Consider the following 26,311-nt stretch of genomic DNA (forward strand, 5'->3'; position numbering starts at 1 on the left):
TATAATAACAGCTTAATATGCCAATTAGATATAGTGATAGTTTCTTTAGTCACTTTGATGATGAATCAAGGACTCTAAATGATGACAGTATAAATAGAATAATCGACGGGGATGAGAAGACTCCAGTTAATGCTGTTGGCACAAAACTTCAAGGATATGAGGCTTTAGCGAATTTGATTATTGAAAGAGATGACCACGGTGTTATAACTCTAGCAGGGTTTTATGGAATAGATTTAACGGATGCCAACCAAAGAAGAATTGCAGTAAGATTTGCTCAAAGAGAAAGAACATCTCGGCAAATATATCGGACTCGGAGAAGCTAGGTTTTATTGATTAGAAATTGTTTTTAATCTTTTGGGCTTCTTTTTCTCGATCTTCAATAGATGCTGAATTTGTTTGGTTATTGATGTCATTTGGGGAGTATAGGGGGATAAGTTTTATATGAGCATGATCCATGTCGAAACCCTCTATAAATAATCCCATACGTGCAGGGCTGTAGGTCTTTTGAAGAGCATCTGCAATGACTTTTGAGACTGGTAGAGCAAGCTGTAATTCATTTTCTGGCATGTCCCAAATAAATTGAGAATGATTTTTGGAATTAGTACAGTGTGGCCGGGGTTGATTGGTTCTTGATCTAAAAAGCTATGAATTTATCATCTTCGTAGATAACAACAGCAGGGATTTCTTTGTTGATTATTTTGCAGAAGATGCAGTTTGGATCTTGGTTCATGTTGTTTATTTTAAGGTCTATTATACGTTAATGTTTGCTTTTTATAAAACTTAAATGTAGACTTCTAAATTAGAAATACCTTGATATTCTGTAAATTCCATAAGATTACTATATGTCAAAAATCATCAAGGTAAAACTCATTCTCATTCTTTTTATATTCGGTTGTGTAGTGCTATCTAAGAGCACGTTTGGACTACAGACTAATATTATTCAAATAGACCTCACACCTCAGTTGACTGAAAGGACTGTCCAATATTTAGGAATAAATAGCGGAGAAAAGTATGGTTTTAACCAGCCTCCAACTGGAGATTGGACTACGACAGGAAAGACGAATGAGTATGTTGCTTATGATGTTCTTCCTGATGCAGGCCTAAGATGCTCAAACGGGTCGGAGCCCAATGTGTTATCTGTCAAAGTTAATTTTACAGTTAAAACAGTTAACCCGTTAAACTCTCTTGATGATCTATATGCTGATATGAAAATGCTAGGGAATGAAGTTCACGGAGGTGGAGGAAGTTCTTTTGAGTTTATATCTCAACCTACACAAGATCAAGGAATCTTTGAGGGTAAAACTACTTGGCCCGATGGATATATGACGTTGAGCAAGTTTCTAACTGGTCAAGATGGTTTTAGTAACAATGCTAAACCGTTTAGTCTTTATATTTATCATCACGTTTTTAGTCCCGAGGGTAGCCCACCTTCGCAAGACGAGACAATTACTACTTCTGCGCCATCTAAGGCAGAAGTAGTATTAAGCTGCTCAGTAGAAGTTGCTGATGATCTAAATCCGGAAACACCCGAATCTACAACTACTTCTCCTCAGACGCCTAATGGTGACCCTACTGGAGATGATAGTCCTGACAAAAGCAATAGTGCAAAAGCCCCTCTTACCGGTGTTGGTGAGAGTGTAGCAGTTATTATGATAGTAGTACTGGCGGCTATTGGATATATGAGCTATAAAACTTATAGAAAAAGAAAGGATAACACTATAGAAATTGTAAGATAACTTATAACTTAACGCCTGTTCCTTTTAAGTGTTGTAAGTTCCCTCGTTTTACTGGAATAGCTAGGGGCTAATACTGTAGAATAAGATTAATATTTATGAGTTATAAAAGTAAAAAGGCTGATAAAAGTCCAGTAAAAAAAACTGTTAAGTCTGTAAAAACTTCTAAAAAGAGTAAAACTGATTTAGAAATGAGAAAGGGGAGTAAAATAAATGCTCCTGTTAAGAATACAGTTAGAAAAGCTTTGGGAGATCCTCAGGAACAAGCTCTACGAAGGATGCGAAAAGTTGTCTCTAAGATTAATAAATTAGAGGAAAACTATATAAAACTAACAGATAAAAAGTTAAAAGAAGAATCTCTAAAATTAAAAGAGCGGGCTAAGAAGGAAAATCTTGATGAACTACTGCCAGAGGCTTTCGCTATTGCTAGAGAAGCTGCCAAAAGAGCCTTAGGTCAAAGACACTTTGACGTCCAGCTAATTGGGGCGATGGTACTGCATGAGGGTGGAGTGGCTGAGATGAAAACTGGGGAAGGAAAGACTTTGATGTCTGTACTGGCAGTATACCTTAACGCTTTAAGTGGTAAGGGAGTTCATGTTGTTACTGTAAATGACTATTTAGCACAGCGTGACGCCGGATGGAATGCAAAGATCTACGACATATTAGGAATGAGCGTCGGAGTAATTATTCCAGATGAATCATTTGTCTATGATGCTAAGTTTGAGAATAAAGAACATATTGATGAGCGTTTTTGGAATTTAAAACCAGCTACTCGCAAAGAAGCTTATAATGCTGATATTACATACGGAACAAATAACGAGTTCGGTTTTGACTATTTAAGAGATAATATGGTTGATGATATAAACAATCTTCGACAGAGAGATCTTAATTTTGCCATTGTTGATGAAGTCGACTCAATTTTAATTGATGAAGCAAGAACTCCTCTTATTATCTCTGCCTCTGCTGCAGAAAGTAGTGCTGGATATAGAACTTTTGCCGAAATTGCTACCCATTTTGAGTCAGAAGATTATGTCTTAGAAGAAAAGCGTCACGCTGTTAATCTAACTGATTCTGGAATAGATAAAGTAGAGAAGCTACTTGGGATTGAGAATCTTTATGATCCAAAGAACATTCAGCATATTTACCACTTAGAACAGGCTCTCAAAGCCCAAACTTTATTTAAAAGAGATAAAGACTATGTTGTATCAAAAGATGGCGAAGTAATAATTGTTGATAGCTTTACGGGTAGACTGTTGCCGGGTAGACGTTATAACGAAGGTTTGCATCAGGCAATTGAGGCAAAAGAAGGCGTAAGAGTTCAAGAAGAGAGCGTCACTCTTGCAACTATTTCTTTCCAAAACTATTTTAGACTCTATGAGAAACTTGGAGGAATGACTGGTACTGCTAAAACCGAGGAAGAAGAGTTTAACCAAGTTTATGATATGTCAGTGATTGAAGTTCCACCAAACAGAACTTTGATTAGAAAAGATCTTAATGACAGGATCTATGCGACAGAAAGAGCCAAGCTTAAGGCTATTGCTCAAAAGGTTAAAGAGTTAAACAAGAAGGGCCAACCCGTACTAATTGGTAGTGTTTCTATTGAAAAGAACGAGATGATCAGCCAAATGCTCTCGAGCGAAGGTGTTAAACATAATGTTTTAAATGCTAAGAATAATGAGAGTGAGGCATTGATTATTGCAAAAGCTGGTCAAAAGGGAGCCGTGACCCTTGCAACTAATATTGCTGGTCGTGGTACAGATATTTTACTGAGTGACGAAGTAAAGGAGTTAGGTGGGCTATTTGTATTAGGTTCTGAGCGACATGAGAGCAGAAGAATTGATAACCAGCTTCGTGGTCGTGCTGGACGTCAGGGAGATCCTGGTACGACTCAGTTCTATATCTCTGCTGAGGATGAGCTAATGCGGGTTTTTGGTGGTGAAACTCTTGCAGGGTTAATGGTTAGGCTTGGTGGTGATACCGAAGATCCTATCGAAAGAAAGTCCATCTCCAAAGCTATTGAGCGATCTCAAAAATTAGTTGAAGGCATGAGTTACGACTCTCGTAAAAGTGTTGTTCAGTATGATGATGTAATGAACAGGCATAGAAGAGCTGTTTATAGTAACCGTAAAGCTATGCTAAAAGCTGAAGATCATCCAAGGATTAAAGCTCTTATTAATGAGGCTGCGGAAGGTGGCGCAAGAGATGCCTCTAATCAGCTTGTTAACCTAGTTATATCTAAAGATAAAAGGAGTTCATTTGAGTATCTAGAAGTAGTTGATGAGCAATTTAAGCTTAGGCCTAAATCGTTACAAAAAATAAAAGAACTGTTAAGTTTAGAAGAGGCTAATCTTAATGTTGATGAGCATGATGATAATGATTATAAAAAGGGCTTAAAAAATCGAGCGAAAGCTTTAAATCCTGTTAGAATACCAAATAAAGTTTTCAATAAACTAAAGAGTAAACGTCAAAATACGGCTCTTTCTAAAAAGCGTAAGAGTGTTTCGAAAGAAATCAGGAAGATTTTATTAGAATCGTTTAATGAGGCAGTGGATAAATTTGCCAAAGATTTAGATGACGAGATTGTTTTTGGTTATCAGAGGCTGGTTTATCTACAAATTTTAGATGAGCTTTGGATGCAACACTTAGAGAATATGGGGCATTTAAGAGAGGGGATTGGTTGGAGAAGTGTTGGTCAGAAGGATCCTCTTGTAGAGTACCGTTTTGAAGGACAGAGAATCTTCGAAGAAATGATGAGAAACTTAAGAATGGAGTTGAGTCATGCTCTTGTATCTGTTAATCCTAAGATGGCGGCTAACCAGAAGCTTGAGACTGAGCTTACAAAGGCTGCTGGACACGCTATTGATAACGCTGATGAAATTAGTAGCTCTCAAAAGGAGTTTGAGGCAGATGATTTTAAGGGCACAGTAAAGGTTATTGAAATGGCTGGTTCACCATCCGCTGAAGATAAAGATAGTATATCTATTAATAGGCCTAAAGCATCTCAGCAACAGAAAAAGAGTAAAACAAAAAGTTCTCAGCAAAAAGCTAGAAAAAAGCAAAGACAGAACAAGAAGAAAGCTAGAAGGTAGAAACTTAAAGAAGGGGTTAGGATATGGAACACCACGTTGAAGAAGTAAAACTAAAATGCGGTGCCAAAGGACTTTTAATAGATGTCCCCGGTGCTCCAGTATATTGTATGGAGATTTGGTTTAGAGGTGGGGATGCATATACAGAATCAAAGGAGAAACAAGAAACTGCTCACATCTTAGAACATCTTGCATTTGGAGCAAACTCTCAGCAAAATAGCTCTGCCGAAGTTTATAGATTCATATCAAAAAATGGAGCTGATCTCAATGCAACAACCTCTAATAACTTTTTGTCTTATAGAATATATTCTCCAGATTTTGACTGGGAAAGGCTTTTAAAGCAGTTAGTGGTACAGGTTACTACTCCAAAGTTTTTAGAAAAAGAATTTAAAGCTGAGTTTGGAAATGTAAGAGAAGAGATGCAGCTGAGATCTAATAATAAATGGAATGAGTTGGGATGTTTAATGAATCAAAGATTTGGATGGGAGCTGAGTGATACTTATATGCAAAAACTTAGCCTCATGGATAATGTAGGACTAGAAGATATAAAGAAACACTATACAAAAGTACATAAATCTAAGAATGCAGTATTCTTCGTAGCTGGTGACTTAGGAAAAGAACGATCAAAAATACTAACCATACTTAATGGTCTAGATGTATTGAATAAGGGCACTAAACTTAAGTTACCAAAGGAACCAAAAATAGTATCATATCCGACAAATCCTGTAGTAGTAAAGAAAAGTGATGTTCCGAATATATATTTTAGTATTGAAATGTATGCTGAATATAAAAAAAGAAACAGAGAGTTAGTCGAAACTGAACTATCAATATTGAGCAAAGTTTTAAATGGTGGATTCCACTCAAGGATATTTGGTAAAGCGAGAGAAATGGGAATAATTTATAGTATGGGTAGTACCGAGGATACATATAGGTCACAAATGTATTCTTTTGATATATATGCTCAGGTAAGTGTAGAGAACATGGATAAGCTTTTAAAATTAATAGTTAGTGAGTTGAAAGATGTAAGTCTTAATGGCTTAAGTAAGGAGGAGGTAGAAGAGGCGGTACTCTCCTGTAGAGGTTCTCTTAGAATGAGTAACCAGACAGCAGGAAGCATCCTTGCTTGGTATCGTAATACTTATATACAAGGTGAAGACGAAAGAGTATATAACTTTGAAGATATTGATAAGTGGTATGATGAGGTTACTCCAGAATCTATTCAAGAATTGTTTGTTAATTTGATTAAAACTAAGAAGTGGGGGGCTGGTTTCTTGGGCAATGTTACTGAGGCTCAAACTAAAAAATGGAACAAAAAGTTGGCTGAAATCTTTGAGAATTAGAGATACTTGGTCTGTCGCTGGGGCTCAGGATGACATAGGTGTGGTAAACCATGTCATTCGACATGGTAAACTTAAGGTTAATGGAGACTGTAGAAATTGTTAAGGAACTTTGGTCTAGGCTTAACAAGTTAGAAGTAGAGCTTGAACTAGAGGATAGGCAAAAACGTTTAAAAGATGTTAGATCAAAACTAGCTGATCCGAATATTTGGGATAAGCCTAATGAAGCAACAGAGCTAACAAAAGAAGAAACTTCTTTAAATAAGGTTATCGAGCCTCTCTTAAAACTAGAAGCTGATCTCAAAGCTATTGAAGATTTTGTTGGGATTGGTGAGGATGAGATTTTATTAAACGAAATCGAGCATATGCAAAAAGATTTAGGTGATCTTGAGGTTTTTGCTAAGTTTAGCGGCCCTTATGATGGTCATAATGTAATTTTGAGTATTAGATCTGGTGCAGGTGGTGTAGATGCCGAAGACTGGGCCTCAATGTTACTCAGAATGTATTTAAAATGGGCGGATAAAAACTCTAGTAAATTTAAAGCAAAGGTAATTGAAGAGAGCAGGGGAGAGGATGGTGGTCTCAAGTCGGCTTCTATAATAATTACTGGTGAAAATTCTTTTGGAGTATTAAAGAACGAAGATGGAGTACACAGGTTAGTAAGACTGTCTCCATTTAATAGTGGTGGAACACGTGAGACTAGTTTTGCAATGGTCGAAGTCTTGCCAGAGATTGAAAGACCGGATGAAGTGGAGATTAATGAATCTGATTTAAGAATCGATGTATTTAGATCGGGAGGCAATGGTGGTCAAAGTGTTAACACTACTGATTCTGCAGTTAGGATTACACATCTTCCGACTGGGATTGTAGTTAGTAACCAGAATGAACGATCTCAGCTACAAAATAGAGAAGTCGCTATGAAGGTCTTAAGGTCACGACTGGCCTCCCTAATGCTAGAGCAACATAAAGAAAAAATTGATGAGTTAAAAGGACCAAACGAGCAGGCAGCTTGGGGAAATCAGATTAGAAATTATGTATTGCATCCTTATAAATTAGTAAAAGACCTAAGAAGTAATAAAGAGACATCAAAAATTGATTCAGTTTTAAATGGAGATTTAGAGGAGATCTGGTAGAATATATGATTATGGTTAAGTTCAAAAAGTTAGATAATAAAGGTTCTGCAAATCCACTTTTGTTAGGCTTAATTGCTTGTGGTATTTTGCTTGTGGTAAGTTTGATTTTTGGTCTGAGCCAAATGTCAAAAGTGAGCGATTATAAAAAAAATTTTGACAGTAAGGTTAGCGAAGAAGTAGCTAAGCAATCTCAGGTAATATCAGAGCAAAAGCAAGCTGAGTTTGACGAGAAAGAAAAAGCTCCTTACAAGTTTTGGACTAGCCCTACTCAATATGGATCAATAAAAGTGGGATTCCCAAAAACTTGGAGCTATTATTTAGCTTTAAATGAAGCAAGTAGTTCTGGAGAGCAGATAAATCTATATGCATATCCAGATTACGTCCCAGAAATATCTAGGGATACTAAGTACGCCCTTAGAATGACTCTAGAAACAGATGATTACAACAGTGTTTTAAACAGCTATCGTAAGAAGAGTGCTCAGGACGGTTTAGAAATCAGTACTGTACAAGTGAGTAATGTTAGCGGAATTAAAATTCGCGGGGCATTAGAGAAGGATACTAGCGGAACTTTAGTGGTATTCCCAATAAGAGATAAAGTTTTAACTGTTTGGACAGAATCTAAAGATTACGAAAGTGACTTTGAAAACATAGTTCTAAAAAACTTAAGTTTCATCCCATAGATTTTTTTGATACTTTAAGCTGTTATAATTTAGTTAATGAGTGATGATTTGCATGTTCCGGTTATGCTGGAAGATACTGTGAGGGTTTTGGGGCCCAAGAAAGGTGAAAAGTACCTAGATTTAACGGCTGGTTATGGTGGGCATGCGAAAGAAATTATTAAAGTTATCGGAGACGAATCTTTAGCTACCTTAGTTGATCGAGATGATTTTGCGGTTGAACATCTCAAAAAAAAATTTCCTAGAGCTAGAATTATTAAAAGTGACTTTGCCGGAGCTATAAAATTACTGGCTAAAGAAGGAAATAAGTTTGATATTGTTTTAGCTGATTTAGGAGTCTCATCTGTGCAATTGGACCAGCCAGATAGAGGCTTTGGTTTTAAGAATGACTCTGAGCTTGATATGAGGATGGATAGATCTCAATATATAACAGCTAAAGAAATCATAAATAATTATTCTAAAAAGCATTTGGTAGAGATACTAGAATCTTATGGTGATGAGCCTAGAGCAAAGAGAATTGTAGATTTAATTCTAGAAAATAGACCACTCAATAAAACATCTGAGCTAGAAACTTTAGTTGCTAAAGTTTACCCGGGGTACAGTAAAAAGAATCCAGCTACAAGAACTTTTCAAGCTATCAGAATAGAAGTAAATAATGAGGTGTGGCAGTTAAAAGAATTATTAAATAATATAACAGGTATATTAGAACAGAGTGCTAGGTTGGCAATCATTACTTTTCATAGTATAGAAGATGGAATTGTTAAGAAATTCTTTAAAGAAAACAGTGGAAAATATGATGGAGTGGTAAAAGACTTGAAAGTGCTTAAGTCTTCTGATACAATAGATATTGTTCGTAACTTAAGATCGAGGAGCGCGATTCTTAGATCCGTAATTTACGAAAACAAACATATAAAAAAATAAAAAGAAGAAAGGGGAGCACTCACTATGGCTCTTACAATTCGCAAAGTTTCAAGAAGAAAGAAACTAACTGTTCAAGTTCAGTAACTTTCTAATTAGTCTGCCCCTTGTTAGGGTAGACTATTTTTAATAGTCTTATAGAGTGTTTTAGAATGCGCTCTGTAAATTACCAAAAGGTTATATAGGTAGAGTATTTTTGGCATTGTTGCATCCACTAGTTTCTTTACATTTAATAAATGTAGTAGATAAAGATTAGGGGAGAAGAATTTAAGCTGGTTCCTATCACTTGTTACTTTCAGATGGGGGCGTGCTTAATCTACTTACAGTTAAAATAAAAACAGTAAAAACAAAAGGGGATAATACTACAAATGACACACTACCAAGCTAGTGCAATTCGCAGCAACTACGGATGGAGACAAAATAGAACTCTAGGACAAAAGATCCAAGATGTTAGAAGATTCGGTGATGTAAGTAGAAGTGTTTTAGCAATTGTTATTGTACTGATTTTAGGTTTGTTTTACGTCTCTCAAGCAACAAAAGCGGGAAGTTTGGCGGCTCCTATAAGTGAGATGGAGGCAAAAGTTTCATCTCTTAAAGAAGAGAACCAGAGCTTAAGTGTAGAAGTTGCTAAGATGCAATCTTTAGATGAGCTTAAAAAGAGTGAAGTTGCTGGGACTCTAAATACTCCAAGCGACGTGCAGTTTGCTGAATAAAAACTTCTAAGCTTAAGTATTTATTGATTAACAGCGATGAGTCTGTAATAATAATGGGTTAAGCTTAAGCGAAAAGTGTTTGTTTTCGTACTCTATTAACTAAAATGATGAAAGACGGCAGGGCTAACCAAAATAGTAATTCTACTTTGCAGTGGCTGTGTTTGATTATCTTTACAATAATTGGACTAAGGTTAGTTCAGTTACAGGTATTCCAGAAGAGTTATTATCAAAATTTGGCCAGGGAGGAACACCTCAGAAGATGGGAACTTAAAGCCGATAGAGGAAATATTTTTATTAAAGAGCGCGATGGAGTAGTGCCTCTCGCAGTTAATAGTAGCGTGTATAACCTCTCTGCAAGCCCTCGAGACTTAACAGAAGACTTTGGAGACTTAAGCTCTAAGCTTGCTGATATAACTGGAGAAGATAAATTAAAGATTAAAAGTCTATTAGATGATAATAGGAAGAGAGGTTACGTCTCACTTTCAAAAAGACTTACTAGAGAACAGGCTGTAAAAGTAAACGATTTAAAAATATATGGTTTATTTTTAGAGTCTATTCCGCAAAGAGAATATCCTGAAGGGCGTTTGGCCAGCCATGTTCTTGGTTTTGTAAATACTGAAGGAGAAGGGCAGTATGGTGTTGAACAATTTTATAATAAAGATTTGGCGGGCAGAACAGGCTCTCTGAAGGCTTTGGCAACAGCGGATGGTGCACCATTATTATTGCCTGGAGAAGAGCAGACAGTAGAAGTGCCTGCTGAGCAGGGTAAAGATGTGGTATTAAGCTTAGATCGTGGCTTACAGTTTCATTTAGAAGATATGGCGAGATCTAAACGAATAGAGTATAAGGCTAAATCAGTTAGTGTAATGATAATGAAGGCTGAGACTGGCAAGGTTTTAGCCATGGCTGGAGCCCCCGATTATGATCCTGCTGAATACTTTAAAGCTGAGAGCAATGAGAATTTTAGAAATAATAATGTCAGTGATGCAGAAGAGCTTGGATCTATTATTAAAGTTTTAACTATGGCTGGTGCTGTTAATGAGGGGGTGGTTAATAAAGACTCAACTTATAATAATTCTGGGTCTGTAAAAGTAGGGGATAGAATTATCAAAAATGCTACGGATGGACACACCGGGGTTATAACAATGACAGATGTAATCAAGTACTCCTTGAATACGGGAGTAGTCCATGCACTTAAGCAGCTCGGTGGTGAAGGGGAGATAAATGATCAAGCTAAAGAAAAATTGTATAATTATTTTGCTGATAGATTTAACTTAAATTCACCTACGGGTATTGATGTCTCTGGTGAGAATCCGGGATTGATGTACAAACCTAAAGATCAAGAGGGTAACGCAGTTAGGTACTCTAATATGACCTTTGGACAGGGTATGCAGACTAGTCCTATACAGGCTGCAGCAGCACTTTCTTCTATTATGAACGGAGGAAGCTACATTAGGCCCAGTGTAGTGGAAAGTATCGGTGGTCAAGAATTGAAGCCTCAAATTGTTAAATCTGATGTGGTTAGTAAGAATACTGAGGACCAAGTTAAACATATGATGAGCCAAGCATCTTATATACCAAAAAGAGAGGGTTATAAAATTGGAGCAAAAACAGGAACGGCTCAGCTTTTGCAAGATGATGGAACTTATTCTCAGACAAGAGAGCGAGGAACGGCTTATGGATTTATAGAGACCGGGGAGGGTACTTATATTGTCATGGTAAAGGTAGAAGATCCGGCTCTAGTACATTTTGCAGGAACTAAAACCGCTATCCCGATACTAGTAGATACTATGAACTGGATATTAGATTACTACCAACCTAAGAAATTATAAACTTATATTATGCAATTAAATAATCAACAAAGTAGAAGGGGTATTAAATTTGACTCAAGTAGGGCTGAAAGAAGGGGAGTGGACACTCGTGCCCTAAACTTGATAGGTAATAATTCTGATTTAAGCAAGATGTTAAGTTTTGGTTGGGCTGTAAAGTTATTTAAAAAACTAACAGTTAAGTTTAGCTTTGAAGGTAAGAGAAGGAAAAGAGCTGATTATTCGATTTTAGTGATTGTGATGTTAATGATTGCACTGGGTACTTTAACTTTGTATGCGATAGGGCCTGCGGTATTAAAACGAACTGGCGGAGGTCTAGGCCGACAGACATTATTCTTACTAGTAGGATTAATCGGAATGTTAATCGCTTACAAAATTCCTAAATTAGACTTCTTAATAAAATATGCACCATACATCTTAGGTTTAGGCATATTACTATGTCTAATGATCTTAATCCCTGGCATAGGGAAGGTTGTCTATGGAGGTAGGAGGTGGATTGAGGTGGGGCCTTTTAATATGCAGCCTTCTGAGTTAGTAAAAGCTGGGGTCGTCTTCTTTTTGAGCGGTGTTGCCGTATACTTTAAGTCGTCAGAATCAAAAGATGCTAATACTCAGGTTATGTATCTAGCAGTTATTTCGGGAATTATCGGTCTGTTTATTTTAATCTTACAAAGAGATCTAGGAACAACCTTAGTAATAGCTACCATTATGTTATTTATTTTGGTTGCTGGAGGAGTGTCTAGAAAAGTTATTACAAAACTGGCTGTCGTTGCACTTGTGGGATTAATCTTAAGTATTATGATGTTTGGCTATAGGAGAGCGAGATTACTGTCATTTCTTGGGTCAAATAACTCTTTAAAAGATAGTGCAGAGGTAGAGTCGCCAGCAGATTATCACTTAAGACAATCTCTTATTGCAATAGGAAGTGGAGGTATATATGGCCGTGGAGTAGGGAAAAGTGTACAGTCTTTTGGCTATTTACCAGAAGCACCAAGTGACTCTATCTTTGCGGTATACGCAGAAAAGTTTGGACTATTGGGGTCGATAGTAATACTTGCTTTGTTTGGAACACTAATAAAAAAGATGTTAGAAGTAATGCAGGGTCTAGATTTGTACTGGAGAACTGTTATGGCAGGAATTACAGGCTGGGTCGTTGGCAATTTTGCGGTCAACATGGGATCAATTCTGGGATTAATTCCATTTACTGGAGTTCCACTTCCATTTTTTAGCTTAGGAGGTACTAATTTGGTTATAATGATGACGATGATGGGCATTGTGCTCAACCTCTCTACTTATAAAAGAAATAAAATTATAGGATTTGGTGAGGACACTAGACTGTGAATAATTTAAGCTTAGAAAATAAAGATAGTAGGTGGATCGTCTTAGTTGGCGGTGGGACAGGGGGACATGTGGTTCCTTTAAAAAATATTGCTGAACAAATTTTTAAGCAAAAGCCAGGATCTAAAATTTTAGTCATTACAGATAGAGGTTATAAAAAAAGAAGTGAGCAAATTTTTAAAGAGCTAGTTTCTGAGTATAAAAATAATTTATTACTCAAACATGTGTCTGGTGGCAGATTTAGAAGATACTCGAGAAGCAGGTTTAGAGAACTAATAGATATAAGGACTCAAGCTTTAAACTTAAGGGATCTTTTTAAATCTATAATTGGTATTATTCAGTCAAAGTTAATATCTATTAAATATCCTCCAGAAGTTGTTTTTTGTAAGGGTGGGACCGGATCATTAGAGTACTGTTTTGCAAATAGGAAGAAAGCTTCGATATTGGTGCATGATTCTGATTCGAGACCAGGACTTACTAACAAGATTGTTGGCAGGTGGGCAGTTAAAACCCTCACTGGTATGCCCCAAAGCGTTGACGAGGTGGATAGACTTAGTAAAAATTTTGTTGGTGTGCCTGTAAACAGTGATTTTAAAAAATTTTCTAATAAGATTACTCAAGAGATTAAATCTGAGTTGTTAATTGATCAAAAAGTTAAAACAGTACTAATAACTGGAGGTAGTTTGGGTGCAAGAAAAATAAATGAACTGGTTTTTTGTACGATTAGTTATTTAAATAAGCTAAATATTTTGGTAATTCACCAGACAGGTTCCAGCGATGATAGTAAAAAAGCTAAAGAGATTAAAAAGAGTTTAAATAATCCTAAATTGTATAGACCCTTTGATTTTACAACTGAGGTAGCAAAGCTATATGCGGTGAGTGATCTAGTTGTATCAAGAGCTGGTGCTAGCGCTATACAAGAGCTCGCCAACAGTGCTAAGCCGGCTATTTTAATTCCTGCTGGACTAACAGACCAGAAGAAAAATGGTCAGATTTTGGATGAGCTAGGTGCCGCTTTAGTCGCTGATCAGGATAAGCTTTTGAATAAGCCGGAAGAATTTATTAGAGAGATCCAGTTTTTACTAGATGATCAGCGCCGTAGAGCAGAATTAAGTGAGAGGATCTCATTATTGGCAAAACCTGATACGGTTACGAAAATTGTAGAAGAACTTTTAGCCTTAAAAGAAAATAAATGATGTTCAACAAGAATAATAAAAAAAATACAGAGGTGGGTGAGGAGGTAGTCTTTGTCTCGTCTAGAACAAGGACCTCGCAAAAAAAGAAGCTAAGCGTATCAAAGGAGAATACTACTCTTAATTCTCTTGCTAACACTGGAGTATGGCGCCCTAACGCTAACATTAATAATTTAGAGCAAGAAAAAAAGAAAGAGGTGGATAGAGAGATTAAAGAAAAACAAAAGCGTAAGAATAGACGTATAAGAGCGAGATTAACTTTAAAGTTTTTAATGGTTGTTTTAACAGTGCTAGTTATTTATGCAATTATTGGCATTAGCTCCAAGAGAGTACACATTATTTTAGATAATGGTGCAGGAACTGCTTATGAGAGTGATTTAAAGATAGATCTGAATAAAGATTTAGATGGAGGACTTTTTGGCTATGTACGTCCTGCTTTTTTAAGATATCGTTCGATTGAGGGTAGTTTAATAGATAATCGAGATGAGGTAAACATTATTAAGCTTCATTTCAATATTTTTAGAATGAGAACAGAAGCAGAAATTAAGACAAATAGCCCCCTTGTTAAATGGATAGGGACAGATGGAAAACCTACATACGTTAACCAGAAGGGTAGGGTATTTGAGCCTCCTCCCAATTTTGTTGCACAATTTAAGCCTTTAGAGATTGGGGGTAGTGGTTTAGGGGCAGAGTCAGGATCTAAGGTTTTGGCAAGCTCTGATAAGCTTTCTTGGGTTGTCGGAGTTATTCCAGTATTGAGAGAGCAGGGGATTGACCCAATAAAGATTAATATTGATGCTCAAAGTTTTAAAGATGTTGAGGTCCTGATTAATGGCTTTGAAACTAGAGTTATTTTTTCTATTGATGAAGATGTAACAAGGAGTGGAATTGCAGCTGCAAGAACTATTAAGTTTATTCAAAAGGGTGGGGTAGAGGTGATGAAAGGAGTGGGGTATATTGATGTTCGGACCCCTGAACGCGTTTTGTATCGGTAGTATTTGCAGATATCTTAAGTTTAGATATATTTAGAGGGTAGTGGTTGGTTTTTATTTGAACCACTATCCTACTACTCCCTGTGTACTGTTTTTGTACTTAACTAATAAGTTTTTAAATTTTATAAACTCTATTACCAATGTATGTCTTGTCTTTGTATAAATTTTTAGCATCTTTCTACTAGGGTAGGGTATGTAAACAAGGAAGTATATTCTACGATCTTATGTGATAGGAGTCAATTATCTACATATAATACAATATTGTGGAAAACTGTCAAGTATATATCTAAACTTATAATGTGGAAAAGTCAAATAAATGTTAAACATATTTCACGCTTACGCAGTTATTTGATAGTACTCTCGAAGTAGTGGTTTAAGTCCATAGGTATGAGCTTAAATTATGATATGTAGAAGTACAGAATCTCTTTTTAGAGGTATTTACTGGTTTCTTATCTGTTACTACACTCCAGAAGAGGTATGTTGAATCATATAGTGTTCGTTACTTGCATGTCGTAAAATATACATTGTGCGACGTTATATCAATATTGTTAAATTTGTTAATCTCACCCTTCTCTTTTTGTTATATTTACATATTTTGTATTAATTATTTTGTTTATAGAAAATCTTTTATTTGTACTCCCTTGGTTTTTATTTATTTGTTCTATATTTAAATGACTACATCTCTATTACATTTTTATTAGAGTATTTTGTACTATCTTTGTACTAGTTCTTACTTTTATTCTAAAAAATCTATTCGAACATTGGGTTTGATAGCATCGTGTCCGAACTGCACGATTAGTTCATCAAGTCTTCTTTTACTAGATTGATCGCGAATCTCTTGTAGCCATGGAACCATTACTTGAGTTGGATGAATTTGCTCATTAATGTATGCACTTTGAGCGTTTAAATAATTACTTATGCGCGCTATGCTAGTTGGCTCATCAAAATTTCTAGGAGCAATTAACCATGGTTGCAGAGTTCGACATAACTGGTCGCATATAGCTCTTTGCATTTTAGTGGCAAATGGATCAGTAAACATGAGCACTGACATACTATGCGCTTCGGTTAGACTAAGGCCTGTTTTTGGACTTACTGTATTTCCAAGCTTAAAGTCTTCAATTGCCATGCAGACCTTGGTAAGTTCAAATGGGAAGTCTCTTAGGTAAGCAGGTCTTTCCGTATCTTTTCTTTTAGATTTTTTCGACGCTGCTTTATTGGGAGATGTCATAATAATCTTTGCTTCTTATGTGTATTGATCTTCTGTTATGCCAGGTACTTCTTTTAAGCTTAAAAGATGATCGGTTGAAATAATGATTCCTCTATCTTTCTCATAAGGTAGTGATCTATGACTTGATGTATCCGATAAAGCATCTAGCTCACCGCGATATCCGTTAATTGGTCGTCTGACTTCTCCATCTCCATCTAAACCTAATGCTCTTTGAATTTGTGCGAGAGCTTGATCGCGCATTTCTATTGTTAATGCAATTTTCCAGTCGCCAGTTAGCTCAAGATGATTCGGAGGGATGTTTTTGAGTTGATCATTTATAGTGGTTAATCTTTTGACTGCACCTGCTATACCAAGTTGTTCTAGCTCTTCGGGGCTTAGATACTCCCAATGGGAGGTTGATACTGTGACTGGTTGCTCTTGTGGCATATTTTATAAATTTTGTGGTTCAGTATAATTACTGTACATTTTATTATTCTATTGGCAGGTCAGTTTTTATCAAATAACCTTTGTATCTAAAGCAAGTAATTGGATCAGGCATATGGCTATTTATACCCGCGATTGCTTTGGCACTTAGTTCATCGCCTCCGGTTCTGACTACCCTAGCGATTTTTATATAATCAAAGACATAATCAAGTGCTTGATCATATCTTGCAAGATCTTCCGGGGATAGTGTATCCCAGTAGCCTGAGATGCCCTCATTAACTGGATATTTGTTTGGGCCTGTCATAGTTATTTTTCAAATTTTTGAATATGCACTAATCGGCTAGTTGGAAGGTTGCTGTGGCGACACGTTTAAACTTTGGCTTTGATTGGAGGTTTAGAACGATTGTAGTCTCTCTAACTTGTCGGTATCGAAGTACACCTCTGATTATCTCGTCGCGGTGCATAGGTTTGTTACCGTTATCACGAAGTACTTTTTCGATGACATCCTCAACTGTGCCTTCGATGTGACCCCACTCTTTTAAAGCATATCTACCACGACCTACTAGAACGTAACGGGCATCTCTAATTAGCTCATTATGGGTAGCTTGGATTGTGAACTCACGCTTAGCAAAAGTGCTATCGGCTTGGATCGCTTTGTAGATTTCGCTAAAGTGCATTGGCTCTTTGTTCTCTGATAAAACAATGTAGATTTTGTCTTTAATGCTCTTTGGGTTAACAGATGACCAACTCTTTAGACCCCATAGTCCTTTTCTTTCGTAGGTTTGGGTAGAAACTAGTATCTTAGATTCTATTTCTGCTTCTGATTCTTTTAAGTTATTAGCTCGCTTTAATTCAGAGATTGATATAGGCTTTTTGTTTTCTGTAAGGATGTTTACAAGTGAGTCAACTTCTTTTAGGGCTTCTGATGGGCTTTTGTAGTGGCTAGCAAGTACAGCACTTTGGTGATAGTTGTCAGATTCTTCTACAAGAACTAAACGGCTAGAAACTAAAGTTATAAATGAGTTTTTGGCAACAGCTTCAGAGCTCTTCCCTTCTCCAGCTAGTTCGGTAAGTTGAGATATTGTGCAAACTCCCCCACTCTTTTCGATTAGATCAGCAAGTTTAGACTCATATTCGTTAAAGCCGGCTAATTTGCCCTCTTCTGCTTTAACTTGAAGACGGATTACAATCCCCTTCTCTAACTGACGGATACGCTCTCTAGTAACGCCATACTCTTTACCGATGGCATCGAGAGTCTTCTTTTTGCCGTTTAAACCGAATCTACCAGAGATAATGTCCCTTTCTCTATCTTTGTAAAGGTCATCCATAATGCTCTTTACTAAAGCTTCTAACTGGGTTTGTTTCTCTGATGTGTTTTCTGCCATATTACTTAACCTATAAATCTTCTCTTGTTTTTAAGGGCTCCACTCCCCTGCCCTGTTATATTATTTTAAACTTGAATTTAAAGTCTCCACTTGTCCTGTACAATGTTTGTTTAAGCTTAACTTAATATAGACATTTGTACAAGCATTGTTGTATTAATATTATCACATAAAATACTGACTATGCAAGCCTTTGGGCACATAATGTAAAAAATATCACTATTCTGAATGTTTTAGCTAATGATTTGCCAGTTCCCTACCCGCTTAAGCTTAAGGTGCTTGGTCTCTCCGTTAACTTTGTACATTACTTCTGCGTTGCGGTAGCCTCCAGAAACCCAAGTAAAATCCTCTAGTTCTTTGCCCTCTCTTGTCTCTAAAAAGGATTCTACTTCAAATTTATACTCTAAAGTCGCGTTCGTGGTAATCTTATCTCCTTTCTTGATATCCGTTGTAGCAAGATCACAGAATTGCTCATAATCCGCTATAGTATTCGCATTTGGCGAGTGATTTGTATAGCAGGCAGGAAAGCTGAACTTATACATTTTGCCCCAGAAAGAATGAACAAAGATCTTCTCTTCTTTTGGCATTGTTACGAAATCTTTTTGTGAGACCTCTAGTAAGTCCCAGCTCATTACGATCTCCCCCTTTTTGAAGTTACGGTTTGCGTAGGTGCATTTACCGTTGAGAATACCTGGGCCAATGGATATGTCTTTGCTCATGGGTTAAGTTTAGCAAACTTCTACAACCCCTCACCTAGCCTCTCCCGAGGGAGAGGGATTAAAAAAGCTTATTTTTTGGATGGGTATCGGCGACGTTTTGGTTTGTCTGGGGCTTTTTCTAGAATCTCTTTGGCTTGTTCTTCGGTGATGTCTTTAGGCTCAACGTCTTTTGGGATTTTTGCGTTCTTCTTCTTTTTGACATCTTTGATGTATGGTCCATATGGTCCGTTGATGATTTGGATATTTCCCCAGTCAGCAACGTATTTGTTTTTCTCTTTTTCGATGTTTTCTTCAATAAGTGGAATCGCCTCTTCTAAAGTTATCGTATGCATGTCGTAACCTTTTATGCTGATGAATTTACCGGCGTGCATTAAATACGGACCAAATCTGCCAATATTAACTTTAACTTCTTCATTTTTGAACTCACCAATAGTTTTAGGTAGCTTAAACATCTCTAGTGCTTCTTCTAAAGTTACATCAGAGATTTGTTTGCCAGCTGGCATATTAGCAAAGGCTGGCTTTTCTTCGTCCTCAACTGTTCCAATTTGTAGCATCGGGCCAAACCTACCAATACGAGCAATAACTGGCTTTTTAGTTTTTGGATCCTCTCCTAATATTCTTTGACCTACATCACTACGCTTAACATCGGTTAAGTTCTCTACTCCTTTATGGAAGTTTTTATAAAAATCGGCAATAACCTTTTGCCATTTATGTTTACCGTCAGCGATCTCGTCGAATTTGGCCTCCATTTCTGCCGTAAACTTATAGTCCATGATGTCTGGCATATTCTCATTGAGAAATGCTGTCACAACAATTGCTGTATCTGTGGGGAATAACTTGCCTCGATCGGCCCCGATGTTAACTGTCTCAACCTCTTCTTGAACTTTATTATTACTAAGCTTAAGGAACTTAAGTTCTGTCGGAGTACCCTCTTTATCAGCTTTTTCTATATATCCTCTATTTTGGATAGTACTTAGGGTTGGAGCGTAAGTTGATGGACGGCCGATACCAAGTTCTTCTAACTTCTTAATCAAGCTCGCCTCTGTAAAGCGACCTGGTTTTTTACCATAGCTTAAATGAGCTTCACCACTATTAAGCTTAACTTCATCACCTTGGTCGAGGTCTGGCAGAATCCTATCTTCGCCACTTCTTCCGTATGCTTTTATAAAGCCTTCGAATTTTAGGATTTCTCCACTTGCTTCGAATATTTGATCCGAACCTAGACTCTTAAGCTTAATAACAGTTTTTTCTAATTGAGCGGCAGTCATTTGGCTGGCAACAGTTCTGCGCCAAATTAGGCTATAAAGTTTTTTTTGGTATTCGTCGGCTCCGGCAGAATATTTTGTAAAATCGGTTGGTCTAATTGCTTCGTGCGCTTCTTGGGCTCCGGCGCTTTTTGATTTATAGCGAGTTATATTTAGATATTCTTTGCCATACTTCTTTGGAATGAGATCTTCTAGGCTCTTCAGAGCTTGCTCGCTTAAGTTTAGGCTGTCTGTACGCATGTAGGTAATTAAACCGGCTTCATAGAGCCTCTGAGCGTTGCTCATAGTATTCTTTGGGCTCATCCCGAGAGTTGAGCTCGCGGCTTGTTGTAAACTGGAGGTCGTAAACGGAGTTGGTGGAGTTTTTTTACCAGGCTTTTTTGTTATCTCTGCAACTTTTAAGCTATCTCCGGTAATGTCCTCTAAAATCTCTTTGGCCTCTTCAATTGTTTTTAGTTTTTTGTTGAGGACAGCTTCGAACTCTTCACCTTTGGCAGAGACTACTAGTTTTATTTTGTAGTATTCTTCAGCCTTGTGGTTTTTAATCTCTTCCTCTCGTTCGACAACTAATCTTACTGCTACACTCTGTACTCTTCCGGCGCTCAAGCCCTTGGTAATCTTTCTTTGGAGCATCGGGCTGAGTTCGTAACCTACTATTCTATCGAGGATTCTTCTTGCTTGTTGAGCGTCAACTAGTTTTTCGTCTATATCACGAGGGTTTTCGACTGCATTTTTAATGGCATTTTCGGTAATTTCGTGGAAGACGATTCTTCTCCTATTTTCTGGCTTAAGCTTAAGGATCTCAGCAAGGTGCCAAGAGATTGCCTCCCCTTCTCTATCTTCATCGCTTGCTAGCCAAACGAGTTTGGCAGTTTTAGCGGCTCTTTTTAATTCAGCTACCGTTTTCTTTTTTTCTGGTGATACTTCGTAGTTAGGCTCAAAGTTATTTTTTATATCAACATTCATGCCTTTTCCTGGTAGATCTCTTATATGGCCAAAGCTAGACTTAACCTCGAAGTCTTTTCCAAGATATTTTTGGATGGTTTTGGCTTTAGCAGGACTCTCTACGATTACAAGGTTTTTTGGCATATTATTTCTTAAAGGGCTAATTAAAGCGTGTAGGGACTGATATTATATATCTCTTATTATATAGTCAAGCGTTAGCGTTTTAAAGCACATACTTATTTGATATCCCATACTCCTGGGGCTGACTGACTTATTACTCCTTTTATCTCGAGCATGGTGAGAGCTGTACTGTACTCTACGGCATCTAACTTACTTTTTACTTGGATTTCTTCACTCTGTGAAGTACCTGATCTTATTAAGTTTAAGATATTCTTCTCGGTCTGATTCTCAGGCTTATACTCAGCTACTTTGGCGGCTTTTATATTTACGCCTAAGGCTTCTAAGATGTCTTGAGCACAAGTAACTGGTGTAGCGCCTTCTTTTATTAGTTGATTAGTTCCTATACTAACTAAACTATCGATATTTCCTGGTATAGCCATAAGGGTTCTATTTTGCTCTATAGCAAAATCAGCGGTTATTAAGGTACCACTTTTTTCTGCGGCTTCAATAATTAGTACAGCTTCTGATATGCCGCTTTGGATTCTGTTTCTGGCTACAAAATTCCAGGCAAAAGTCGGGGTGTTTTCTGGGTATTCACTTATGAGAGTCCCGCCACTATCTAGTATTCTTTGAGCTAACTTTCGATTACCTGGAGGATAAATATTGTCTAGTCCTCCGGGTAGTATTGCAATTGTTTTGCCTCCGGCATTAAGTGCGGCTTGATGAGCTAAACAGTCAGTCCCAATAGCAAGCCCACTAACTATGGTTACCCCTGCTGAAGCTACTTCTTTGACGAGTTTATCTAACACTTTTTTTCCGTAAAATGTAGGCTTACGTGTGCCTACTACGGTTAGTCGTTTTTCGTCATTATTAAGCTTGGCACCTAGTAACCATAAGCGTTGTGGTGCGGTGGGTATTTCTTTTAGTAAATTTGGGTATTCGGCGTCTTTGATGGTTATATGGCGTGTTTTCATATATGTATCTTATAGAAGGGTTGACTTTATTGCATCTAATATGATAGGATGGTTAATGTAGGTAAGTTACTATAAAAGTGATTTACACTTATGTACTTATAAATACCGTCGAATTTTATTATTCGACAAAGGTTAGAGCGCTTTTTTAGAGTTTAGTTGGTCGTTTTTCCGGCTGGTTAATCTTTTTAAGTCTCATAGCTATTAACGAAGTTTACTACCCTCCACTTTAATTTAGCTGACTTAAATTTATAAGTTAATCTTTCGCTAAATTTATTTTACATATTTTTAGGACCAATTAGCTAGATGAAAGCGCGCTAACCCCTTCAATTCTGGTCAGACTTATGGGTGGTCTAGGGGTTTTAAAGTACGGCGTATATTTTACCGTCACCGTTTAGGGCACTCGCTTAGTAAGTTTTCTGGCTTGATTTTATTGAAGAAAGTGCTAATACCCCCTCAAGCCCGGTATTAATTCGATGCCCACCCTCGAATTAATACCAGCAGTTTACTCTGCAAGGCCGAAGGGGGTTTTTGAATTTTTATATTTTTATATTTTTGTTTTTAAATTAAGCTTACAGCTTCTTTGATGAGGTTCTTAAGTTTAGCTTGTTCTTGTTTATTAAACTTACCCAGTACATAAACTTTGGCGTCCATCATGGGTAGTATTGGTCCTTTAATCCCGAATCTTATTCTCTTATAATCTGATGTTTTTAGTTTTTGGGTAATATCTTTTAAGCCATTATGACTGCTCTTGCCCTCTCCGCCTCTTTTTTGGCGGACATCTCCAAAATTTAGATCTAACTCATCATGGATGACGGTTATATCTTGTTCAGTAATATTATAAAAATTAGCTACTGCTTGAACGCTTTTACCACTCAAGTTCATTAAAGTAGTAGGTTTTAGCAATATAACTTTTTTTCCTTCAATAAACTTTTCCGAAGTTAAGCCAAAAAACTTTTTATTCTCTTTAAAGGTAGGAAACTCATTCTCTTTAGCGTATTTATCTAAAATATCAAAACCGATATTATGCCGAGTACCTACATACTGACTACCAATGTTACCTAAGCCCACTATTAACCTAACAAAACCACCGTCTTTTAAAGAGATATTCTGCGAGCCTTCTAGCTTTGGGTTAGTTTCTTTCCAGCCAAGCTTAAAATTAAAAGGAGATTTAGAAATAATCGACATAATCTAAAGTATAACAGAGAAACTTAAGTCTTCTTTTTAGATTTTAATGCGTCTTTGTAAGTGGTTCTCTTTTTGACTCCCCTCACTTCTTTTTGGATAAACCAGATCTCTATTGGTGTGCCAGTAAACTTAAAATTTTCTCTGAGTGATTTCTCAAGGTATCTTTTGTAACTCCAGTGGATCTTTCTGACATGATTACCGTGAAGTTGGAAGCTTGGGTAAGGAGTATCTTGTTCTTGCACAGCATATTGCAGTCTTGGATGTAAGTTCCCTTTTGCTGTTGGTGGTTCATGATGGTTTACAGCATCTCTTAGCCATTTATTTAGCTCTGATGTTTTAATCTGTCTTTTTCTTTCTTCTTGAACCACAGTGGCCATTTCTATTAACTTATTTAGGTTTTTGTCATCTTTAGAACTTGTAAAGACAAGCGGCGCCCAAGGTACAAATTGGAGGTCATCTTGCAACTTTGCGCTGACATATTCTGCGCTAAATGCATCTTTCTCTTCAAATAAATCCCATTTGCTTACAGCAATTATTAGGCCTCTATTGGCATCTTTGACCATCCCTAAGATTTTTTGGTCCATCCCTGTGGCCAGCTCAGTTACATCAATTAAAACAATACAGACATCAGCTTGTTGGATAGCTTTAAGAGATTTTAATACACTGAATTTTTCTAGGCCCTGTTCAATTTTACCGGGCTTTCTAATACCTGCGGTATCAAGCAATTCGATATTTTTAGAGTGATATTTAATACGAATAGAGTTGATGTCTCTAGTAGTACCTGCGACGTCTGCAACGACGGCTTGCTGCTTTTTTGCTAATGCATTGAAGATTGAGCTTTTGCCCACGTTTGGACGCCCTAGAAAGGCTATGGTGAGGTCTGTATCTTCATAAGTATTTTTTGCAGGTACTGTTTGGATAATTCTTTCTAACACCTCTTCTATTCCGTCTCGATGAATAGCAGACGTAAAGTAAATATCTTCAATTCCTAGTCGACGCCACTTATTAGCTTCAGTTTGCTCATCATCCTTTAATTTGTCTACTTTATTTATTATTAAAATTACTTCTTTATCACTCTTTCTGGCGAGTCGAGCGACCTTGATGTCCTCATCACTAATCATTACGCCCGCTTCGACTGTGACTAAGATTAAGTCTGCTGCCTCAGATGCTTCTTGGATTTGTTCTTGGATAGTAGTTTCGAACTCGTCACTGGCTTTTTTTAAGCCGGCGGTATCAGCGAGCCAAAACTTTTTGTCATCATATTCTGCTACTGCAAAAACGCTATCACGAGTTGTACCACTTTCTCTAGCAACTATAGAACGTGCATAGCCAAGCATGGCATTTGTTAGGCTGCTTTTTCCGACGTTGGTCCGGCCAACGATTGCTACAATGGGGAGATTTTCGCGCATATTTTTAATAGCTTTTGATCCCGGATATAGCTCGGGACTGCGAAAGCTTTGCTTTCCTTAATTATAGCTTAAAACATTGTTAATATAAACATTTCAGCAAAAAAGTTGTATAATAATTGGCATGGAAGAGAAATTAAGATATCAAGTTAGAAGGGTCATACAATTTGTAAAGATGTATGGAAGGCCTGCATTACTTGGTACAGTTTATGAACAGTGCGAAGAAGAAAGAAAGGTTTGTAATAACTGTCCACTTAGAATTGGGAATGTTGCCTGTGCAACAGAAAATTATGTAGAAGCTCCTGTTATTATTGATTCACCTGATATAAAGGATTGGTTCAAAACATCTCATGACGTGCCAACTTGTAAACATCCTGAGAGATCGAGACCTATTGATCAAACTTAAGCTTGCACTTAATTATCCATGGGGTGTAAATTAATCTTTAAAACTAAATTATTAATTGGGAGACTACTATGGCAAATAAATATGCAGATAAAACACCTCAGCCAGGTCGATGTGAATTAGTGGATGGGGTAAGAATACGTATAGCGGATGTTGACGTAAAGCATCGAGCAGGGAGGGAAAGCCAGACCTTAACCGAAGCTGGTTCTACTCAAGTTGCGTGTCCGGAGGATGTTGCTAAAAGGTGTGGTGGCTGTATCGTCGATTCTCTTCGTGCTCAAGCAATTCATCCAGAATGGACCGCAGTTGCAGTTGGTGGCTCAAGGACTCAAGCTGAATAGTATACAATAATTAAAGAAAGAAGGTGTTAATGGGAGATTTTGTACAGGATAAAGCAGGTGCAACGGGAGAGATAACCTGTACTTTTGATAGAGATGGAAATTACTTAGGTTCATCTGTGCTTTTGCCTCCAACAAGCTTATTTTTGAGGGTTTTTCGCCTTTTTGAAGAAATTCCCGTAGAGTGTCCAGAGGTTGATATCGAACGATGTGGGAGGTGTCCTGGGATAAGAGATCGTAATATTAATACTTCTGGTGCTAGGGTCGTAACAGCTACTAGGTTTGATGATTCGGTTAGAGATATGTTACTTCCTTAACCTCTTTTTCTTTGAGGTTCCCTAATTTGTGTTCGCCTAGTCCTGTTCTTTTTAAAAAAGTAACAAGGTAGCCTAGCTCGTAAAAAGTTCGGCGGATCTGTCTGTTGCGACCTTCGGTTAGTTTAACTTCGATTGAGTCATCATCTAATATTTTTATAGACTTGAACTTTGATGGGCGTGAGTCTCCAATTTGTATGCCACTTTTTAATTTAACTAAATCAGTTTGTTCGAGCTTTTTGTTCAGTTTAACTGAGTAGGTCTTTATTTTATTGGAGCTCGGATGAGTTATCTCATTTAAATAGTCGCCATTATTAGTTAATAAAATCAATCCACAGCTGTCTTTATCCAGTCGGCCAGCGATATTTAAGTTTAAACTTTTATATTCTTTTGATAGTAAGTCATAAACAGTTGGAGCTCCACCCTGAGAAACCTTAGAAGATAGATATCCTTCTGGCTTATTAAGTAGTATGTAAGTTTTTTTAATTTCTCCTAACTTAACTATTTTACCTAAAACTCTTACTTCATCACCTTCTTCTACTCTTTTGCCAAGTGCTGCAACAATATCATTAACTCTAACTTTTTTAGATGCAATTAAGTCATCAGCAGCTCGTCTGCTTAAGTTTAGGCCTAAAGAAAGGTATTTATTAAGTCTCATTA

Annotated in this window: 26 protein-coding genes; 15 read left to right on the forward strand and 11 right to left on the reverse strand. The window is 37.1% G+C overall.

Features of this window, described 5'->3' with window-relative positions; all coding sequences use genetic code 11:
* The first annotated feature begins 17 nt into the window (after positions 1 to 17).
* Entirely contained in the window at positions 18 to 323 is a 306-nt protein-coding gene (locus H6799_01815; protein USN97810.1) for a hypothetical protein, read from the forward strand.
* A 10-nt stretch (positions 324 to 333) separates the two neighbouring features.
* On the opposite strand, the gene H6799_01820 is transcribed toward H6799_01815, so the two are convergent.
* Complete coding sequence (locus H6799_01820) at positions 334 to 567, reverse strand: hypothetical protein (protein ID USN97811.1); 234 nt, start codon at positions 565 to 567, stop codon at positions 334 to 336.
* A 275-nt stretch (positions 568 to 842) separates the two neighbouring features.
* On the opposite strand from H6799_01820, the gene H6799_01825 reads away from it, so the two are divergent.
* The 11 genes from H6799_01825 (at position 843) to H6799_01875 (ending at position 14,952) form a co-directional block, all read left to right on the forward strand.
* Positions 843 to 1,736 carry a hypothetical protein gene (locus H6799_01825; GenBank protein USN97812.1) on the forward strand — a complete coding sequence of 298 codons (894 nt, stop codon included), beginning with the start codon at positions 843 to 845 and terminating at the stop codon, positions 1,734 to 1,736.
* Between the two features lie 95 nt (positions 1,737 to 1,831).
* Entirely contained in the window at positions 1,832 to 4,822 is a 2,991-nt protein-coding gene (secA, locus tag H6799_01830) for a preprotein translocase subunit SecA (protein ID USN97813.1), read from the forward strand.
* A 23-nt stretch (positions 4,823 to 4,845) separates the two neighbouring features.
* Positions 4,846 to 6,159 (forward strand): insulinase family protein, encoded by a 1,314-nt coding sequence (locus H6799_01835; GenBank protein USN97814.1) that lies wholly within the window; start codon positions 4,846 to 4,848, stop codon positions 6,157 to 6,159.
* A gap of 80 nt (positions 6,160 to 6,239) precedes the next feature.
* Complete coding sequence (gene prfB / locus H6799_01840; GenBank protein USN97845.1) at positions 6,240 to 7,289, forward strand: peptide chain release factor 2; 1,050 nt, start codon at positions 6,240 to 6,242, stop codon at positions 7,287 to 7,289.
* Positions 7,290 to 7,300: 11 nt separating this feature from the next.
* Positions 7,301 to 7,969, forward strand: a complete 669-nt coding sequence (locus tag H6799_01845) for a hypothetical protein (protein ID USN97815.1) — start codon at positions 7,301 to 7,303, stop codon at positions 7,967 to 7,969.
* A gap of 36 nt (positions 7,970 to 8,005) precedes the next feature.
* On the forward strand, positions 8,006 to 8,887 hold the full coding sequence (rsmH, locus tag H6799_01850; protein ID USN97816.1) for a 16S rRNA (cytosine(1402)-N(4))-methyltransferase RsmH: 882 nt from the start codon (positions 8,006 to 8,008) through the stop codon (positions 8,885 to 8,887).
* A gap of 365 nt (positions 8,888 to 9,252) precedes the next feature.
* Positions 9,253 to 9,597: a hypothetical protein gene (locus tag H6799_01855; protein USN97817.1), complete on the forward strand. Its 345-nt coding sequence runs from the start codon at positions 9,253 to 9,255 to the stop codon at positions 9,595 to 9,597.
* A 104-nt stretch (positions 9,598 to 9,701) separates the two neighbouring features.
* Complete coding sequence (locus tag H6799_01860) at positions 9,702 to 11,429, forward strand: hypothetical protein (protein USN97818.1); 1,728 nt, start codon at positions 9,702 to 9,704, stop codon at positions 11,427 to 11,429.
* A 9-nt stretch (positions 11,430 to 11,438) separates the two neighbouring features.
* Positions 11,439 to 12,767, forward strand: a complete 1,329-nt coding sequence (locus H6799_01865) for a cell division protein FtsW (GenBank protein ID USN97819.1) — start codon at positions 11,439 to 11,441, stop codon at positions 12,765 to 12,767.
* The gene (locus H6799_01870) at positions 12,764 to 13,960 is read left to right on the forward strand and encodes a UDP-N-acetylglucosamine--N-acetylmuramyl-(pentapeptide) pyrophosphoryl-undecaprenol N-acetylglucosamine transferase (protein ID USN97820.1); all 1,197 of its coding nucleotides are present in this window, start codon (positions 12,764 to 12,766) and stop codon (positions 13,958 to 13,960) included. The genes H6799_01865 and H6799_01870 overlap by 4 nt, the downstream gene beginning before the upstream one ends.
* A complete protein-coding gene (locus H6799_01875) occupies positions 13,957 to 14,952 on the forward strand; it encodes a hypothetical protein (GenBank protein USN97821.1) in 996 nt (331 codons plus the stop codon). Before H6799_01870 ends, H6799_01875 begins: the two co-directional genes overlap by 4 nt.
* A 733-nt stretch (positions 14,953 to 15,685) precedes the next feature.
* On the opposite strand, the gene H6799_01880 is transcribed toward H6799_01875, so the two are convergent.
* The 9 genes from H6799_01880 to der form a co-directional block, all read right to left on the reverse strand.
* Positions 15,686 to 16,177, reverse strand: coding sequence for a hypothetical protein (locus H6799_01880; protein ID USN97822.1), 492 nt, complete (start codon positions 16,175 to 16,177; stop codon positions 15,686 to 15,688).
* Positions 16,178 to 16,192: 15 nt separating this feature from the next.
* Positions 16,193 to 16,603: a hypothetical protein gene (locus H6799_01885; protein USN97823.1), complete on the reverse strand. Its 411-nt coding sequence runs from the start codon at positions 16,601 to 16,603 to the stop codon at positions 16,193 to 16,195.
* 43 nt (positions 16,604 to 16,646) lie between these two features.
* Positions 16,647 to 16,904, reverse strand: a complete 258-nt coding sequence (locus tag H6799_01890; GenBank protein ID USN97824.1) for a hypothetical protein — start codon at positions 16,902 to 16,904, stop codon at positions 16,647 to 16,649.
* A gap of 28 nt (positions 16,905 to 16,932) precedes the next feature.
* Positions 16,933 to 17,985: a hypothetical protein gene (locus tag H6799_01895; GenBank protein USN97825.1), complete on the reverse strand. Its 1,053-nt coding sequence runs from the start codon at positions 17,983 to 17,985 to the stop codon at positions 16,933 to 16,935.
* Between the two features lie 230 nt (positions 17,986 to 18,215).
* Positions 18,216 to 18,701: a hypothetical protein gene (locus H6799_01900; protein USN97826.1), complete on the reverse strand. Its 486-nt coding sequence runs from the start codon at positions 18,699 to 18,701 to the stop codon at positions 18,216 to 18,218.
* A gap of 68 nt (positions 18,702 to 18,769) precedes the next feature.
* Positions 18,770 to 21,055 (reverse strand): type I DNA topoisomerase, encoded by a 2,286-nt coding sequence (gene topA, locus H6799_01905; protein USN97827.1) that lies wholly within the window; start codon positions 21,053 to 21,055, stop codon positions 18,770 to 18,772.
* Between the two features lie 92 nt (positions 21,056 to 21,147).
* Positions 21,148 to 22,005: a DNA-protecting protein DprA gene (gene dprA, locus H6799_01910; protein USN97828.1), complete on the reverse strand. Its 858-nt coding sequence runs from the start codon at positions 22,003 to 22,005 to the stop codon at positions 21,148 to 21,150.
* A 558-nt stretch (positions 22,006 to 22,563) separates the two neighbouring features.
* On the reverse strand, positions 22,564 to 23,190 hold the full coding sequence (gene pth / locus H6799_01915; GenBank protein ID USN97829.1) for an aminoacyl-tRNA hydrolase: 627 nt from the start codon (positions 23,188 to 23,190) through the stop codon (positions 22,564 to 22,566).
* A gap of 23 nt (positions 23,191 to 23,213) precedes the next feature.
* Positions 23,214 to 24,599: a ribosome biogenesis GTPase Der gene (gene der / locus H6799_01920; GenBank protein ID USN97830.1), complete on the reverse strand. Its 1,386-nt coding sequence runs from the start codon at positions 24,597 to 24,599 to the stop codon at positions 23,214 to 23,216.
* 121 nt (positions 24,600 to 24,720) lie between these two features.
* On the opposite strand from der, the gene H6799_01925 reads away from it, so the two are divergent.
* From H6799_01925 to H6799_01935, 3 genes are all read left to right on the forward strand, one after another.
* Entirely contained in the window at positions 24,721 to 25,002 is a 282-nt protein-coding gene (locus H6799_01925; GenBank protein USN97831.1) for a hypothetical protein, read from the forward strand.
* 68 nt (positions 25,003 to 25,070) lie between these two features.
* Positions 25,071 to 25,340, forward strand: a complete 270-nt coding sequence (locus H6799_01930; GenBank protein ID USN97832.1) for a hypothetical protein — start codon at positions 25,071 to 25,073, stop codon at positions 25,338 to 25,340.
* Positions 25,341 to 25,369: 29 nt separating this feature from the next.
* Positions 25,370 to 25,654 (forward strand): hypothetical protein, encoded by a 285-nt coding sequence (locus H6799_01935; GenBank protein ID USN97833.1) that lies wholly within the window; start codon positions 25,370 to 25,372, stop codon positions 25,652 to 25,654.
* On the opposite strand, the gene H6799_01940 is transcribed toward H6799_01935, so the two are convergent.
* Entirely contained in the window at positions 25,632 to 26,309 is a 678-nt protein-coding gene (locus tag H6799_01940; GenBank protein ID USN97834.1) for an rRNA pseudouridine synthase, read from the reverse strand. The two genes, H6799_01935 and H6799_01940, sit on opposite strands and share 23 nt — an antisense overlap.
* Positions 26,310 to 26,311: the final 2 nt, after the last annotated feature.

It is taken from the genome of Candidatus Nomurabacteria bacterium, from assembly GCA_023898665.1.
GTDB lineage: Bacteria > Patescibacteriota > Saccharimonadia > Saccharimonadales > HK-STAS-PATE-42 > HK-STAS-PATE-42.

Bases quoted from the DNA above. Each gene is read 5' to 3' on its own strand.
- H6799_01815 (USN97810.1), top strand. From the start codon at position 18: ATGCCAATTAGATATAGTGATAGTTTCTTTAGTCACTTTGATGATGAA.
- H6799_01820 (USN97811.1), bottom strand. From the start codon at position 567: ATGCCAGAAAATGAATTACAGCTTGCTCTACCAGTCTCAAAAGTCATT.
- H6799_01825 (USN97812.1), top strand. From the start codon at position 843: ATGTCAAAAATCATCAAGGTAAAACTCATTCTCATTCTTTTTATATTC.
- secA (USN97813.1), top strand. From the start codon at position 1,832: ATGAGTTATAAAAGTAAAAAGGCTGATAAAAGTCCAGTAAAAAAAACT.
- H6799_01835 (USN97814.1), top strand. From the start codon at position 4,846: ATGGAACACCACGTTGAAGAAGTAAAACTAAAATGCGGTGCCAAAGGA.
- prfB (USN97845.1), top strand. From the start codon at position 6,240: ATGGAGACTGTAGAAATTGTTAAGGAACTTTGGTCTAGGCTTAACAAG.
- H6799_01845 (USN97815.1), top strand. From the start codon at position 7,301: ATGGTTAAGTTCAAAAAGTTAGATAATAAAGGTTCTGCAAATCCACTT.
- rsmH (USN97816.1), top strand. From the start codon at position 8,006: ATGAGTGATGATTTGCATGTTCCGGTTATGCTGGAAGATACTGTGAGG.
- H6799_01855 (USN97817.1), top strand. From the start codon at position 9,253: ATGACACACTACCAAGCTAGTGCAATTCGCAGCAACTACGGATGGAGA.
- H6799_01860 (USN97818.1), top strand. From the start codon at position 9,702: ATGATGAAAGACGGCAGGGCTAACCAAAATAGTAATTCTACTTTGCAG.
- H6799_01865 (USN97819.1), top strand. From the start codon at position 11,439: ATGCAATTAAATAATCAACAAAGTAGAAGGGGTATTAAATTTGACTCA.
- H6799_01875 (USN97821.1), top strand. From the start codon at position 13,957: ATGATGTTCAACAAGAATAATAAAAAAAATACAGAGGTGGGTGAGGAG.
- H6799_01880 (USN97822.1), bottom strand. From the start codon at position 16,177: ATGACATCTCCCAATAAAGCAGCGTCGAAAAAATCTAAAAGAAAAGAT.
- H6799_01885 (USN97823.1), bottom strand. From the start codon at position 16,603: ATGCCACAAGAGCAACCAGTCACAGTATCAACCTCCCATTGGGAGTAT.
- H6799_01890 (USN97824.1), bottom strand. From the start codon at position 16,904: ATGACAGGCCCAAACAAATATCCAGTTAATGAGGGCATCTCAGGCTAC.
- H6799_01895 (USN97825.1), bottom strand. From the start codon at position 17,985: ATGGCAGAAAACACATCAGAGAAACAAACCCAGTTAGAAGCTTTAGTA.
- H6799_01900 (USN97826.1), bottom strand. From the start codon at position 18,701: ATGAGCAAAGACATATCCATTGGCCCAGGTATTCTCAACGGTAAATGC.
- topA (USN97827.1), bottom strand. From the start codon at position 21,055: ATGCCAAAAAACCTTGTAATCGTAGAGAGTCCTGCTAAAGCCAAAACC.
- dprA (USN97828.1), bottom strand. From the start codon at position 22,005: ATGAAAACACGCCATATAACCATCAAAGACGCCGAATACCCAAATTTA.
- pth (USN97829.1), bottom strand. From the start codon at position 23,190: ATGTCGATTATTTCTAAATCTCCTTTTAATTTTAAGCTTGGCTGGAAA.
- der (USN97830.1), bottom strand. From the start codon at position 24,599: ATGCGCGAAAATCTCCCCATTGTAGCAATCGTTGGCCGGACCAACGTC.
- H6799_01925 (USN97831.1), top strand. From the start codon at position 24,721: ATGGAAGAGAAATTAAGATATCAAGTTAGAAGGGTCATACAATTTGTA.
- H6799_01930 (USN97832.1), top strand. From the start codon at position 25,071: ATGGCAAATAAATATGCAGATAAAACACCTCAGCCAGGTCGATGTGAA.
- H6799_01935 (USN97833.1), top strand. From the start codon at position 25,370: ATGGGAGATTTTGTACAGGATAAAGCAGGTGCAACGGGAGAGATAACC.
- H6799_01940 (USN97834.1), bottom strand. From the start codon at position 26,309: ATGAGACTTAATAAATACCTTTCTTTAGGCCTAAACTTAAGCAGACGA.